This is a genomic window from Fusobacterium sp., from assembly GCF_019012925.1.
Taxonomy (GTDB): Bacteria; Fusobacteriota; Fusobacteriia; order Fusobacteriales; family Fusobacteriaceae; genus Fusobacterium_A.
This window is the reverse complement of the sequence record NZ_JAGIRL010000049.1, coordinates 1-14693: the sequence shown is the minus strand read 5'-3', so window position 1 is coordinate 14693 and position 14693 is coordinate 1. Positions and strand designations below refer to the sequence as shown.

Annotated in this window: 14 protein-coding genes and 1 riboswitch; all 14 genes read right to left on the bottom strand. The window is 31.2% G+C overall.

The genetic code is table 11. The features are described from left to right. Positions 1-6: 6 nt before the first annotated feature. Positions 7-918, bottom strand: a complete 912-nt coding sequence (gene pfkB / locus QZ286_RS09190) for a 1-phosphofructokinase (RefSeq protein WP_291256668.1) — start codon at positions 916-918, stop codon at positions 7-9. Continuing rightward, on the bottom strand, positions 915-1634 hold the full coding sequence (locus QZ286_RS09185; protein ID WP_291256667.1) for a DeoR/GlpR family DNA-binding transcription regulator: 720 nt from the start codon (positions 1632-1634) through the stop codon (positions 915-917). Before QZ286_RS09185 ends, pfkB begins: the two co-directional genes overlap by 4 nt. 152 nt (positions 1635-1786) lie before the next feature. After that, the gene (locus QZ286_RS09180; RefSeq protein ID WP_291256666.1) at positions 1787-2989 is read right to left on the bottom strand and encodes a cation:proton antiporter; all 1203 of its coding nucleotides are present in this window, start codon (positions 2987-2989) and stop codon (positions 1787-1789) included. Between the two features lie 35 nt (positions 2990-3024). Next, a riboswitch (Fluoride riboswitch) is annotated at positions 3025-3083 on the bottom strand. Positions 3084-3129: 46 nt separating this feature from the next. After that, positions 3130-4836, bottom strand: coding sequence for an ABC transporter ATP-binding protein (locus QZ286_RS09175; RefSeq protein ID WP_291256705.1), 1707 nt, complete (start codon positions 4834-4836; stop codon positions 3130-3132). Positions 4837-4887: 51 nt separating this feature from the next. Next, entirely contained in the window at positions 4888-5781 is an 894-nt protein-coding gene (gene era, locus QZ286_RS09170; protein WP_291256665.1) for a GTPase Era, read from the bottom strand. After that, positions 5782-6573: a site-specific integrase gene (locus QZ286_RS09165; protein ID WP_291256664.1), complete on the bottom strand. Its 792-nt coding sequence runs from the start codon at positions 6571-6573 to the stop codon at positions 5782-5784. Between the two features lie 2 nt (positions 6574-6575). Then, positions 6576-8243: a DNA repair protein RecN gene (gene recN, locus QZ286_RS09160; RefSeq protein WP_291256663.1), complete on the bottom strand. Its 1668-nt coding sequence runs from the start codon at positions 8241-8243 to the stop codon at positions 6576-6578. Next, positions 8237-9034, bottom strand: a complete 798-nt coding sequence (locus QZ286_RS09155; RefSeq protein WP_291256662.1) for an NAD(+)/NADH kinase — start codon at positions 9032-9034, stop codon at positions 8237-8239. Before QZ286_RS09155 ends, recN begins: the two co-directional genes overlap by 7 nt. Before the next feature lie 16 nt (positions 9035-9050). Continuing rightward, entirely contained in the window at positions 9051-10124 is a 1074-nt protein-coding gene (locus QZ286_RS09150; RefSeq protein WP_291256704.1) for a peptidoglycan DD-metalloendopeptidase family protein, read from the bottom strand. An 11-nt stretch (positions 10125-10135) separates the two neighbouring features. Further along, positions 10136-10999, bottom strand: a complete 864-nt coding sequence (locus QZ286_RS09145; RefSeq protein WP_291256661.1) for an ABC transporter permease — start codon at positions 10997-10999, stop codon at positions 10136-10138. A gap of 81 nt (positions 11000-11080) precedes the next feature. Next, positions 11081-12010, bottom strand: coding sequence for a transketolase family protein (locus tag QZ286_RS09140; RefSeq protein ID WP_291256660.1), 930 nt, complete (start codon positions 12008-12010; stop codon positions 11081-11083). Next, on the bottom strand, positions 12010-12831 hold the full coding sequence (locus QZ286_RS09135) for a transketolase (protein WP_291256659.1): 822 nt from the start codon (positions 12829-12831) through the stop codon (positions 12010-12012). Before QZ286_RS09135 ends, QZ286_RS09140 begins: the two co-directional genes overlap by 1 nt. Before the next feature lie 91 nt (positions 12832-12922). Further along, entirely contained in the window at positions 12923-13516 is a 594-nt protein-coding gene (locus tag QZ286_RS09130; protein ID WP_291256658.1) for a hypothetical protein, read from the bottom strand. A gap of 70 nt (positions 13517-13586) precedes the next feature. Then, positions 13587-14693 (bottom strand): elongation factor Tu (gene tuf / locus QZ286_RS09125; RefSeq protein ID WP_291256657.1); only part of this gene is annotated, 1107 nt, incomplete at its 5' end.

Below are 14693 nucleotides of genomic sequence, written 5' to 3'. Positions count from 1 at the left end.
TACCTCCTAAATTTTTTTTATTTCTATTTCATTTAATAGTTTTTTCATACTTTCAAAATCTGTCAATCCTTGAGAGAAAGCTGTCGAACTTCCTGAAGCTATCCCATATCTATATGATTCTTCTATAGTTTTTCCTGTTGAAATTCCGTAAATTATTCCAGCTACCATTGAATCTCCAGCCCCTACTGAGCTGATTAGTTTCCCATTGGGTACATTTCCTCTATATACCCCATCTTTTGTTATAAGGATAGATCCATCTTTTCCCAAAGATACTAGAACATTTTCACTTCCTAATTTCAATAATTTTTTCCCAGCCTCTATAATCTCTTCATCAGTTGTATATTTTTCTCCAAAAAAATCTTCTAATTCATGATTATTGGGTTTAACTAAAAATACTCCTTCCTTTAAAACCTTTTTTAAAGTTTCTCCTCTAGTATCTAAGATAATTTTTACTCCTTGAGGTAGTTCAGAAATTATTTGCTCATATATATTTTGAGGAAGAGAACCTGGTATACTTCCAGATAATACCAACATATCTCCAGATTTTATATCTTTTATCTTATTTAAAAATTCTTTGTACTTCTCACTGCTTATATTTGGAGATTTTCCAGCTATCTCACTTTCATTTGACAAAGTTTTTATTTTTAAATTTATTCTTGTCATATCTTCTATATTTACAAAATTTTCTTGAATTCCTTCAGATTTTAGATTATTTTTTATATAATCCCCTGTAAATCCTCCTACAAATCCTAAGTTTATACTCTCTTCTCCAAAATTTTTAAGAACCTTGGATACATTTATACCCTTTCCTCCTGATAGTGTATAGGCAGATTTAGCTTGGTTTAATCCTCCCTCTTGAAAATCTTCAAGTCCTATATAATAATCAACAGCTGGATTTAAAGTTACTGTATAAATCATTTTTCTCCTCCTATATCTTCTGGTATATCTTTATCAGATATTATTTTTCCATCTTTTAATTCTGCAAACTTTATAAAACTTTTCTTAAAAAATTTAGTGTGATCACATAAGAAAAATTTTTCTTTTGCTCTTTTTATAGCCTCTACTTTTACAAGTGCTTCATCTGGATCTGGGGTAAAATATCCATCTTCACTTACTCCGTTAGCTCCTAAAAAAGCTATATCAAAATTAAAATTTTTAAGTGAATTAACCGCTATTCCACCAATCATAGCTCCTGTTTTTTCCTTCATTTTTCCACCCAAAAGATACACTTCACTATGTTTTAATTTTAATAACTCCTTTATATGATGAAAACTATTTGTTACTATCTTCAACTCTTTATAATTATTTAAGTATTTTATTAAGGTTCCAGTTGTACTTCCAGCATCAATATATATCATCTGCCCATCTTCTATATACTCTATTACTTTTTTTGCTATAATATCCTTTTCTTCAATATTGATCAGTTTTTTATAACCAATATCCTCTTCCTTTGTTTCTACTAAAACTGCTCCCCCATGAATTCTTCTTATTTTTTTCTTATTTTCTAAAAAATTTAAATCTCTTCTTGCAGTTGCTTCAGATATCTTTAATTCTTCAACAATCTCTTGTAATTTTATATTTTTTCTTTTCTTTATTAACTCTAATATAAGGTTATATCTCTCTACGCTTAACATCTTATCACCTCAAGACAATATTATCACATTTTTATAATAAAAACAATATTTTCTTTCAAAATCTTTTATTTTCTTTCAAAATCTTTCAAGAAAAATATAAAGTTCATTCTCTATAATAAAAAATAGAGTAACTTTTAAAGCTACTCCATTTTTTAATCTCTATTTATCAATCTATCATAAGTCAAGTTTATTCCAATAGCTCCTAAAGGTGCAGTTATTAACACACTTAAGATCGCTATTGCCTGCATAATCTCTCCACCTATCACTCCCATTTGAAGAGGAATTCCAGCTTTAGCTGACTGAACAGTTGCCTTTGGAAGATATGCTATTATACAAAATAATCTCTCTTTATAATCTAAATCTGTTCCTATTAGAGATATCAATACTCCAATAGATCTAATTGTTAGAGAGAAAAATAATATCACTACACCAATAAAGAAATATCCACCTATAAGTCTTGGATTTATTGCCATTCCTACAAAAGTAAAGAGATATATTTTTCCATATTTCCAAATATTATTCATACCTTGATGAATCTCTTTATACTTTTCTTTTTGATAATAACGTATAAAAAATCCCAAAGACATTATAGTCAAAAGAGAGTTATATAGATTAAAATGAAATCTATTTTCAATATATCTCAATCCTAAACAAATTAAAAACACGGTTACTAATCTAAGCTTTATATTTTTTATAAGTAAAAAACTTTTACTTCCAATATACCCTACACAAGCTCCCACTAAAAGACTCACTATTATTGAGATAGGAAGGATTATTAACTGTAACTTCAGATTAAAATCTCCTCCATTTATCCCTTGAAAATATATAGCTAAAAAAGAGGTAAATAGTGTTATAGCTATTGAATCATCTGCTGAAGCTCCTACCAATAGTAGTTGTGGAATAGATTTTTTCTGACCAACTTTCTTCTCAATTAGATTTACCATTGCTGGTATCAAGACTGCTGGACTTACCGCTGCTATTATAAAGCCTAAAATAGCCCCTTGAACAAAGGTAAAATCTAAAAATATTGTAGCTAAATAAGCTATTGTAAATCCCTCTAAAGTAGCTGGAATAATACTTAAACAAACAGCTGGTCTTCCAATTTTTTTTATCTGATCAACACCTATTCCCAATCCACCTATAAAAAGAACTGTCACCAAAGCAATATCTTTTAAAGTTGGTGATATTTTTAATGCTAAATCTGGTATCTTATCTAAACCATATGGTCCTATTATAAGCCCTGCCGCCATCATTCCTAGCAATGAAGGTAATCTCAATTTTTCAAACAACTTACCAATAAAGTTTGAATAAAAAGCTAATACTACTAAAAAAACTAATGTAATCAAATACTGCATATGTAACCTCCTAAAAATAAAAAGACCCCTACCCTTAAAGAGTAGGAGTCATTAGCTTTCGCACTTAAAGGCGAACTCCATCGCCTATTATTTAATATCTAATATTATAACATATTTTTTTTCTCTTGTAAAATAAAGTTTTACAATTGGCTCATACTATGCAATTTGTAATAGAAACCTTTGCTCTCTAATAACTCTTTGTGTGTTCCTCTCTCCTGTATTCCGTTATCTGTCAAAACAATTATCTCATCAGCTGCTTGAATTGTAGATAATCTATGAGCAACAACAATTGTAGTTCTTCCCTTACATAGTTCCTCTAATGACTTTTGAATAAGTCTTTCAGTAATATTATCCAATGCAGAAGTAGCCTCATCCAATATTAATATTGGTGGATTTTTTAAGAAAATTCTGGCTATTGCTATTCTCTGTTTCTGTCCTCCAGAGAGTTTTGTTCCTCTCTCTCCTACATTTGTATCATACCCTTCTGGCATCTCCATAATTAAGTCATGTATATTAGCTTTTTTAGCTGCTTCTATTACCTCTTCATCAGTCGCATCAGTTTTTCCTATCAAGATATTCTCTTTAATAGTTCCTGTAAATAGGAATACATCTTGCTGAACTATTCCAATATTTCTTCTTAATGAATCTACCTTAACATCATATATACTCTTACCATCAATCTTTATATCTCCACTGTCAACATTATAAAATCTTGGTATTAAGTTACATAGAGTTGTCTTTCCTCCACCAGAAGGTCCTACTAATGCTAACATTCTTCCTTGAGCAATATTTAAATTGATATTGTCAAGAACCTTTTTATTTTCGTGGCTAAAGCTTACATTTTCAAAAGTTATCTCTCCAGATATATTCTCTAAATCTTTTGCATCCTTTCTATCTTTCTCTCTATCTACCTCTATGATCTCCATAAATCTTTTAAATCCACTCATACCATTTTGATACTGTTCTACAAAAGCTATCAATCTTTTTATAGGTTGAGTAAATATCTTGATATATAGTAAATAAGCTAGGAAATCTCCGATATTTATCTTACCATTATAAGTAAAAATAGCTCCTACTATCAATACAGAGTAATCTAGTAAATCTGTAAAAAATCCAACTCCAGCTGTATATTCTGCCATTACCTTATATGAATATGACTTAGCTTGTACAAATTTTTGGTTTCCCTCTTCAAATCTTTCTTTCTCATCTTCATCAATTACAAAGGCTTTTGATACTCTTATTCCAGATATGCTATTCTGCAATTTTGCATTGATATCCCCTGTTTCCACTCTTGTTTTCATAAATGATGCCAATAATTTTTTTCTCTTGTACATACTATACCATATTATTATTGGTAGTATACAAAATACTATCATAGTTAGAGCCACATTTATTTTTAGAAGCACTATAAATGAACCAACTATCATAAAGAAAGATATAAATAGATCCTCTGGTCCATGGTGGGCTAACTCTGATATATCCTGTAAATCATTTACAATTCTTGACATAATATTTCCAGTTTGATTGTTATCAAAATATTTCACTGGTAATTTTTGAAGATGTTCATATACATCTCTTCTCATATCAGCTTGCATTCCAACACCAACTAGATGTCCCCAATACTGCATCCAATAAGCACATAACATCTTTATTAGATAGATACCTAATAATACGACTCCAAATACAATTATAAATCTAAACTCTCTATTTGGAATAACAACATTTACAACATTTCTTGTTATCATAGGATATACTAAATCACACAATGCTGAAACTGTTGCCACTAACAAATCCATAAAAAATAGTTTTTTATATGGTCTGTAATAAGAGATAAATTTACTCAACATTCCTTTTTCAATTTTAATACTATTCACTAATTCTTTCTCCTCTCCTAGATATTATTTTTCCTCTACATAACCCATCTCTTTCAAGAATGGTTTTTTCTTTCTCCAATCATCCTTTACTTTTACCCAAAGTGTTAAGAAAATAGGCTCTCCAATTAACTCTTCTATCTCTTTTCTTGCCTCTTCTCCTATCTGTTTTAACATTTTTCCACCTTTACCTATGATGATTCCCTTTTGAGAATCTCTCTCTACATAGATATTTATATCAAACTTATCTTTACCATTCTCTCTTCTCTCAACATTTAAAATCTCAATAGCCACTGAGTGAGGTATCTCATCTCTCGTTCTCAATAGTATCTTCTCTCTTACAATCTCTGTTATTATCTTATATACAGAGATATCTGTATACATATCATCAGGATAGTATTTTATCCCCTCTTCTAAGAATGGATCTATTTTCTCTAATAATTTAGGAAGTCCTATTGCATATTGACCTGATATCTCAACAATACCATCAAACTCTCCTAATTTCTCTTCAATCTCGATTCTTTTTGCCTTTAACTGCTCATCATTCAATTTATCTATCTTATTAACTACAAGTATTCTTGGAGTTTTTCTAGCTTCTTTTACCTTCTCCATTACAAATTGATCCCCTGTACTTATCTCTTGAGATCCATCTAATACAAATAATATTACATCTACATCTTTTAACACTCTTATTGCAGAGTTAGTCATATACTCTCCCAATAGGTGTTTAGCCTTATGTATCCCTGGTGTATCAATAAAAATATACTGATTGTCATTAAAGTTTAAAATCCCTTTAATGTTATCTCTTGTCGTTCCAGCTTTATCAGAAACTATTGCTACTTTTTCTGATACAAGCTTATTGATCAGTGTAGATTTTCCAACATTTGGTCTTCCAACTACAGCTATAAATCCTGCTTTCATCTAATCATCTCCTATTCCTATTCTCATATACTGCTCTCTTATTCTATCTAAAAATGATAATCCCTCTTCATCTCTTATCTTCTCTTCTACTATGATTTTCTTTATCATATTTGGGGATATATCTCTATCTAGCTCAGCTCTTTTTCCATAATTTATAAATCTCACACGAAAACTCTCTCTAGTTAATCCAGAAAAAATTTTATTATTGTTTGTATACATTTTTACTGAACTTTCCTCTGAAAATTTTTTCAAATCTTCAGCTAATTTTTCACTCACTCTTTCAGTAACAATCTTTGTTGATGAGTATAGGTTTATCATTTTATACTCATATTTTTCTAAGTTCTCTCTATCTAAATTTAAAATATCTCCTATCTTCAGTCCTGTTTCATAGAGTAATCTAATTACCAAAGAGTCTCTTCTCTCCTCATAATTTTCATTACAAACATCTAATATTTTTTTTAACTCCCATTTTTCTAGAGCCTGTGTTGATCTCTTTACACGATTGGACAACTCTATCCCTTTTATAGGAGTTTCATCAATTATTTTTGCCTTTAATAGATATTTATAAAAACTCTTCAAAGAACTGATCTTTCTATATACAGACATATCACTATACTTCTTTTTTAACTCTTCAATATATCTAACTACATCAATAGTCTCTACATCTATCAGTTCTTTTCCAACTATAAATCCATCAAAATCCTCAATATCTTTTCTATATATAACCAAAGTTGAAGAATTTATCTTTCCATCAGCCTTTGTTTTTTGTAAAAATTCCTCTATAAAATCCATAACTATCTACTCTCTTTCAAAAGTTCCTCAGCATGTTGGAATACTGCTTCTGTTACATTTTCTCCAGCTAACATTCTAGCTATCTCCTCTATTCTTCCACGCTCATCTAATCTAGTTACAACTGTTGAAGTATTATTTTCTAAAGTGTATTTTTTTATATAGAACTGTTGGTGTGCTTTAGATGCAATAGCTGGTGAGTGTGTTATAGAAACAACTTGGGCATGCTCTCCTATCTCTCTCAATTTATCAGCTATCTTTCTAACTGTCTCTCCTCCAACCCCTGTATCTATCTCGTCAAATATAAGTATTGGAACATTATCAACTCTAGAAAATATAACTTTTAGAGCTAACATAATTCTACTTACCTCTCCACCAGAAGCTATCTTCCATAAGGGCTTCATATCTTGACCAATATTTGTAGATATAAAGATCTCCACACTATCAGCTCCATTTGCTCCCATACCTTCACTTTCATCTACTACAACATGTATTTTGGCATCCCCCATCTTCAAGAATTTTAATTCCTCTTTCAGGTTTTTCTCTATCTGTATAGCCTTCTCTTTTCTCAATCTTCTAAGTTGATGAGCATTTTCCCAATAGCTCTCCTCTATCTCTTTTCTCTCTTTTTGGAGTTTTTGAATCTCAAAGCTATCCTCTTCCAATAGATTTATCTTCTGTGCAATACTCTCTTTAAATTCGATTATCTCCTCAATAGTTGCTCCATACTTTATCTTCATCTTATTGATTATATCCAGTCTATCAACTACTTCCTGCAATCTTCTATCATCTATATCTATATCATCATCAAGAGTATCCATAATGTCAACACAATCTTCCAATTCATAATACACTCTTTCCAACTTATCTAAAAGTTCACTGAAGTCATTTCCATATTTACACAAACCCTCTATATTTTTTTTAGAGTTGTGAATAAGATGTAGAGCACTAACCTCTCCATCTCTCAAGTAAAGTGTAGAATTTTCTATCTTCTCCTTTATCTTTCCAGCATTAAAAAGTTTTTTATACTCATCTTCTAAGAGTGTATCCTCATTTTTCTTAGGATTTATCTTCTCTATTTCAGCTAATTGAAACTCATAAAACTCTCTTTTCTCTATTGCTTCTTTTCTGTTTTTTTCTATCTGCTCTATTTTATTATCTAGCTCTTTATATCTTGAAAAAAGTCTATTACTACTTTTTAATAGCTCTTTTCCCTGCTCTCCTAAAAATTTATCCAAAAGTTTTATATGGTTGTTCTTATTCAAAAGCATTTGATGAGAGTGCTGACCTACTATATCTACCAAAGATCCCATTATCTCTCTTAGATTTGTAAGAGAAACTCTTATCCCATTTACAAAGACTTTTCCCTTACCATTTATATCTAAGGTTCTTCTCACTATCACTTCGTTATCTTCAGCATCAATTGCAAATTTTTCTATAAGTTCCTCTCTCTGTTCATCATTGATCTCAAAAACACCTTGAGCAGATAGAGTCTTCTCTCCACTTCTAATCATATCAGTAGTAGCCTTCTCTCCTATCAAAAGATTTATACCACTCAATATAATTGATTTTCCTGCCCCTGTCTCTCCTGTAAGAACAATAAATCCATCTTCAAATTCTAAATCAAGTTTCTCTATTATAGCTAAATTTTCTATTTTGAGCTCTCTTAACACAGATTATCTCCCCATTTCAATTTTTCTCTAAGTACACTATAATAATTTCTATCCCTTGGAATAACTAAATTTAAAGTATACTTAGAATACTCCATTCTTATACTTTCCATACTTCCAATTTTCTTATTTGTTTGACCATCAATTATCAATTGTCCCATTCTCTTCTCATCTTCAATCTTCATCTCAATCCTCTCATTCCAACCTATTACGATAGGTCTTGTATTAAGATTGTGTGGAGCTATTGGAGTTATTACAATAGCCTTCATATCAGATTTTAGAATGGGTCCACCTGCTGACATTGAATAAGCAGTTGAACCTGTTGGAGTGGCTACAATTACTCCATCTCCTTTATAGGTACACATATACTCTCCATTTGTTTTAAAATTTACTCTCAATACTCTAGAGGTAATTCCAGCTTTTGAGATAACTACCTCATTTAGAGCATAGTATATCTGTCCATCAAGCTCCACTTCCAATATATGTCTCTTCTCATACTTGAATTTTCCATTTAAAAAATTATCATACTCTTCAAGCATCTTCTCTTTTTTTATCTCGGTTAAAAAACCTAGACTTCCAGCATTAATAGCTATTACATATAGATTTTTTTTAAATATAAAGTTTCTAAAAGCTCTAAGTAGTGTCCCATCTCCACCAATAACAACTCCAAAATCAGCTTTATTAGCTTTGTCCACTATCTCTATATTCTTCTTTTTAAAATACTCTACACTTTTATTATATAGCTCTTGAGCCACTGGTTTGTCCATATTGTACATTATAAAAACTTTTTTCATTATTCCTCCACCAAAGTTATTTAAACATTGGAACAGGGTCAATAGGTTTTAAATTAAATCTTAGTTCATAGTATAGGTTTGGTTTACCCTCAACAGATAATCCTAAAATTCCTATCTCTGCACCTTGCTGTACCTGTTGATTCAATTTAACTTTAGTTGCTATTAAGTTTCCATATACTCCTATCATATTATATCCATAATCTATCATTACAACATTTCCCAATCCTTGGAATACATCTGCATATATTACTTTTCCCTTTGCTGATGCTTTAATCTTAGATCCCATTCTAGCTTGTATCTCTATTCCATTACTTGTTACCTCTTGTTGTTTTTTCTGATTAAATCTTACAACAATATTTCCTGTAACTGGTTTGATTACTTTTCCTAATTTTGAATATGCTTGAGATTGATTCACTATCTTTTTATCTGTTTTAGTTCTTGCAACTATTATCTCTTTTATTTTCTTCTCAATTCTCTCTTTTTCTTGTTGGAGTTTACTTATACTTTTTACATGACCACTTTTCTCTCTATTTAATTGATCAATTAGTTTACCATGCTGACTTTTTTTACTATCCATCTGTTCCAAGTTTAAAGCCAATTTATTTCTAAGCTTTGAAAGTTTTAATTTTTCCCCTTCAATATCTGCTTTTACTTTCTGTATATTGCTTTGGACTTTCTTAATGTGTTCCATCTTTTGCAAATCTCCATATAGGAGATTTTTAAAGTCTTTCTTTAACAAAGTATCCTCTATTAGATTCTCTTCTCTCTCTTTAGAGTATCTATTCCAAGCAATAATCTTTGCTTTAAACTCAAGTTTTTTTCTCTTTAACTCACTTGAGGTTATATTTAGGTTTTGTCCACCATATTCGATATTTTTAGAAACTGTCTTTATATCATTTAAGATCTTTTCTCTGTCTTTAGCTATCTCTAAAATATCTCTCTCTAACTCTAGGATCTGTTTTTCCAATTTTTGAGTCTGTACATCTATATTTTTTATCCTCTGGTTTTTCTGTGAAATCTCTCTGTCTATGGCTTTTATCTTCTTCTCCATATCAGTTAATGTATCTGAAAAACTAAGAGTTGCCACCATTAAAAATAAAATTACTTTTTGCCATCTTCTATCCACTTTAACACCCCAATCTTTATAGGTTTTAACCAGATTAAAAGATTTATAATAAAAATAATAACAAATTGAATTACAAATATCTCTTTCAATCCTAACAATAGATATTTGCTACTGATCAAAAGCAGATTTTTTCTAAAATAACTATATACATTAAAAAATATTAAAGTTCCTATTACTGAACTAGCTGTAAACGGAAGCAAATTGACCTTTCTTGCTCTAGCCTTACTAGAGTTATCATCTCTCCCTATCTCAATATTATTTATATAATCTATTGAAATAGCACTATAGAATATGTAGTATACAATTCCTAACATAGGCAATATACATCCTACAAATATTCCTACCATTATCATTCTATAAAACTTTAACTGCCTTCCCTTATAATTGATAAATTCTCCATCTACAAAAACTTCTTTAATATTTTGATTATTTTCTAAACTAGTTTGAATTTTCTCTATATCTGAAGGTTTTTCAAAATAAATTACTAGACTATCTGAAAGTGGATTTTCACCTCTAGGTATAGCTACATCCAATTGATACTGTAACTTTTGGAATGCTTCCTCTTTCGAAATATATCTAACCTGTCTAACTCCCTCTAATTTTAATACTTCAATCTCTGTTTTTTCCTTATCTATCTCCGCTACATTTCCTTGAAAGTCCGCTGTAAAAAAATACTCTCTCTCTATTTTCTGAGTTATCCCTTGAGTATTGATGAAAAAAGCCAAGAAAAAGTTTAAGATGATAAAAGCCAAAATATTTAAAATAAATGTTACCTTTTTTATCTGAATCCCACTTTTCACTATTTTTTTCCCCTCTCTTATCACATTAAAATTATTCATAGCCACCTCATTCTAAAGTTTATATAAAAAGATGAGGACTGACCATAAAGGAGTTTATGCCAGCCCTCCCAAACTTATTTATTACATATTTTCTTTAACCATTGCTACTAATTTAGCTGCTGTTAACTCATATTTCTCTAATAATTCATTAGCTTTTCCACTTTGTCCAAACTTGTCATAGATTCCAAGTTTTTTAACTTTTGTTGGGTGTACTTCAGATAGAAATTCTGATACAGCTGATCCTAATCCACCAATTACTGAGTGCTCCTCAGCAGTTATTATGAATTTAGTCTCTTGAGCTGCTTTTAATATAGTCTCTCCATCAAGTGGTTTGATTGTTCCAACATTAATTACTCTAACTGATATTCCCTCTTCTGCTAATATCTCTGCAGCTTTTAAAGCTTCAGCTGTCATTAATCCAGTAGATGCAATAGTTACATCTGTTCCCTCTCTCAATGTATTAGCAATTCCTATTTGGAAATCATATGTTGCTTCATCAAAAATTGTCTCAACGTCTAATCTTCCCATTCTTATATAAACAGGTCCATTATATTCAGCTACTGCAAACACCATTTTTTTAGTCTCTACTGCATCTGCTGGAGATAATACTACCATTCCTGGAATAGATCTCATTAATGCTATATCCTCTACTGATTGGTGTGATCCTCCATCTTCTCCTACTGATATTCCAGCGTGAGTTGGAGCTATTTTAACATTTAATTTTGGATAAGCAACTGTATTTCTAATTTGCTCGAATCCTCTTCCTGCTGCGAACATAGCAAATGTAGAAGCAAAAGCTACCTTTCCACAAGTTGCTAATCCTGCTGCTGTTCCTATTAAATCAGCTTCAGCTATCCCTACGTTAAAATGTCTCTCTGGGAATTTTTCTTTAAATAAATTTGTTTTTGTTGATTTTGTTAAATCTGCATCTAAAACTACTACATTTTTATTTATTTGCCCTAGCTCTACTAAAGCCTCACCATAAGCTTGTCTTGTAGATTTTTTACTCATTAATTATTCCCTCCTAATTCTGCTAATGCTTTTTCAGTTTCCTCTTTTGTTGGAGCTACTCCGTGGAATCCACATACGTTTTCCATAAATGATACTCCTTTTCCTTTTACTGTTTTAGCAATTATTATAGTTGGTTTACCTTTTACTGTCTTAGCCTCTTCTAAAGCTTTTAATATCTCTTCCATATTGTGACCGTCGATCTTTATTACATTCCAACCAAATGCTTCCCATTTTGCATCAACAGGCTCTACTCCCATAACTTTATCTACATTTCCATCAATTTGAAGATTGTTAAAGTCTAAAAATGCACAGATGTTATCTAATTTGAAGTGAGCAGCAGTCATTGCAGCTTCCCAAACTTGACCTTCTTGTAACTCTCCATCTCCTAAAACTATATAAGTTCTGTATGAAAGATCTGAGATTTTTGCATTTAAAGCCATTCCGTTAGCTACAGATAGTCCTTGTCCTAATGATCCAGTAGAGATCTCTACTCCTGGAACTTTTTTCATATCAGGGTGTCCTTGTAAAATTGATCCATACTGTCTTAAAGTCATTAGAATCTCTTTATCAAAGTATCCTCTCTCAGCTAAAGTTGCATATAATGCTGGAGCAGCATGCCCTTTTGAAAGAACAAATCTATCTCTATTTTCCATTTTAGGATTGCTAGGATCTATATTCATTTCATCAAAATATAGAGCTGTTAAAATATCTGTTGCTGATAATGATCCTCCTGGGTGTCCTGATTTAGCTTCACAAATCATTTTAACTATTGATTTTCTTATGTTTGTTGCTGTTGCTTCTAGATTTTTAATATCTCTCATCTGTTTTCTATTTCTCCTTTCAAAATTTTTATACTCTCTCTAAATTATATTATTTTATCTCACATATTGTCAAGAAAAGCTATTATTTTACTTAAAAAAATATGTATATTTTATCTATGATATACTTTCCACTCTCTCTTATCAATAAATACAATTCTTTATGTCTTAGACAAGCTATTCCAATCGCAAAAACTGTGAATGAAATTAACGGTCTAAACAGTTTATTCTCTTTAATAGTATCTTTTAAAATTGTTACTACTCCTAAAAAAAATAGGTAATAAAATTCTGCTAAGTTCTCTGTATAGCATATTGCTACAAGAATACTAATAACTGCAGAGAAAAATAATATCATCTTACTTATTTTTGGATTACAACTTATTTTTAAAATAGGGATTTTTATTAATGCCCCTCCACCCCAACCTTTTGGAAATAGGTCAAATATAAAGTGAAGAGCTAATGCCAATGAAAATCCCATCAAAAAATATCTAAAGTTTATATTTTTATCCTGCTCATAGACTCTTATAAATATCAATAAAATTAAGGGACTATGAGTAAGTATACTTCTATGTCTTAATTTCATTTTAAAATCCCAATCAGGAAATTTTATACCAAGAAAAAAAGCTGCAAAAGAGATAAAAATTCCCATTAAAGAAATTTTGGTAAACAAATTTATAAAAAATTCCATACCCTCTCCTTGATAAAAAAAGAGGAGCAGGTATCTGCTCCTCTTCAAAATACCCTATTCAGGTAATTTATTATTTAAGAATTTCAGCAACTACTCCTGAAGCTACTGTTCTTCCACCTTCTCTGATAGCGAATCTTAATCCTGTTTCCATTGCGATCGCGTGGATTAATTCAACTCTCATTTCGATGTTGTCTCCTGGCATTACCATTTCTACTCCTTCTGGTAATGTGATTGCTCCAGTTATGTCAGTTGTTCTGAAGTAGAATTGTGGTCTGTATCCTGAGAAGAATGGAGTATGTCTTCCTCCCTCTTCTTTAGTTAATACGTATACTTCTGATCTGAAGTTTGTATGTGGAGTGATTGATCCTGGCTTAGCTAGAACTTGTCCTCTTTCTACGTCTTCTTTCTTAGTTCCTCTTAATAATGCTCCGATGTTGTCTCCTGCTTGTCCTTGGTCAAGTAGTTTTCTGAACATCTCTACTCCTGTACAAGTTGTTTTTGTAGTTGGTTTTATTCCTACTATTTCAACTTCTTCTCCAACTTTGATGATTCCTCTTTCTACTCTTCCAGTTACAACTGTTCCTCTTCCTGTGATTGTGAATACATCTTCTATTGGCATTAAGAATGGTTGATCTACTGCTCTTTCTGGAGTTGGGATATACTCATCTACTGCGTTCATTAATTCCATGATTTTGTCTACCCATTGTTGCTCTCCATTTAATGCTCCTAATGAAGATCCAGCTATTACAGGGATGTCATCTCCTGGGAATCCGTACTCAGTTAATAACTCTCTTACTTCCATTTCTACTAATTCTAGTAACTCAGCGTCATCTACCATATCTGATTTGTTTAAGTATACTACGATGTAAGGTACTCCAACCTGTCTAGATAGTAAGATGTGCTCTCTTGTTTGAGGCATTGGTCCATCTGCTGCTGATACAACTAGGATTGCTCCGTCCATTTGAGCTGCTCCTGTGATCATGTTTTTAACGTAGTCCGCGTGTCCTGGACAGTCAACGTGCGCATAGTGTCTGTTTGCTGTTTCATACTCTATGTGAGCTGTGTTGATAGTTATTCCTCTTTCTCTCTCTTCTGGTGCTACGTCGATGTTTTCAAAGTCAACTCTTTGAGCTAGTCCTAAGTCTGCTAGTACTTTAGAGATAGCTGCTGTTGTAGT